The 414-nt window shown below is 29.2% G+C and carries 1 protein-coding gene; it reads left to right on the top strand.

Translation table 11 applies throughout. The annotated features are described in order from the left end of the window. On the top strand, window positions 1-414 hold a 414-nt coding region (locus C0Z19_RS28380), incomplete at both ends, for a glycosyltransferase family protein (protein ID WP_199180805.1).

A 414-nucleotide genomic window follows, 5' to 3' on the forward strand; every position in this document is an offset into this window, starting at 1 on the left:
ACTCAGAAATAGCCGAATTAATTTTATTATCGGATAAAACACTTGAAGCGAAACAATTAGACTTTGACCAAAAAGAAAAAGTTAAAGTTAAAGAATGTTGGAGATTTAACAGTTACACCACTATTTTTTCTATTCTTAATGCAGTTCGACAAGAACAACCAGATGTAATTTTATTTAATCTTCAGTTTGTAAAATTTGGAGATAAAAAAATACCTTCTGCCTTGGGATTATTGTTACCTATGATTTTGAGATTTTTTGGATATAAAACAGTGGTTTTATTGCACAATATATTAGAACAGGTTGATCTGAAAAAAGCGGGATTCACAGAAAATAAATCCATGCAGAAGATTTATAATTTTATTGGAACTAACATTACCAGATGCATTTTGAAAGCCAATAGAGTTGCTGTAACTA

It is taken from the genome of Trinickia soli, from assembly GCF_002879855.1.
Taxonomy (GTDB): Bacteria; Pseudomonadota; Gammaproteobacteria; order Burkholderiales; family Burkholderiaceae; genus Trinickia; species Trinickia soli.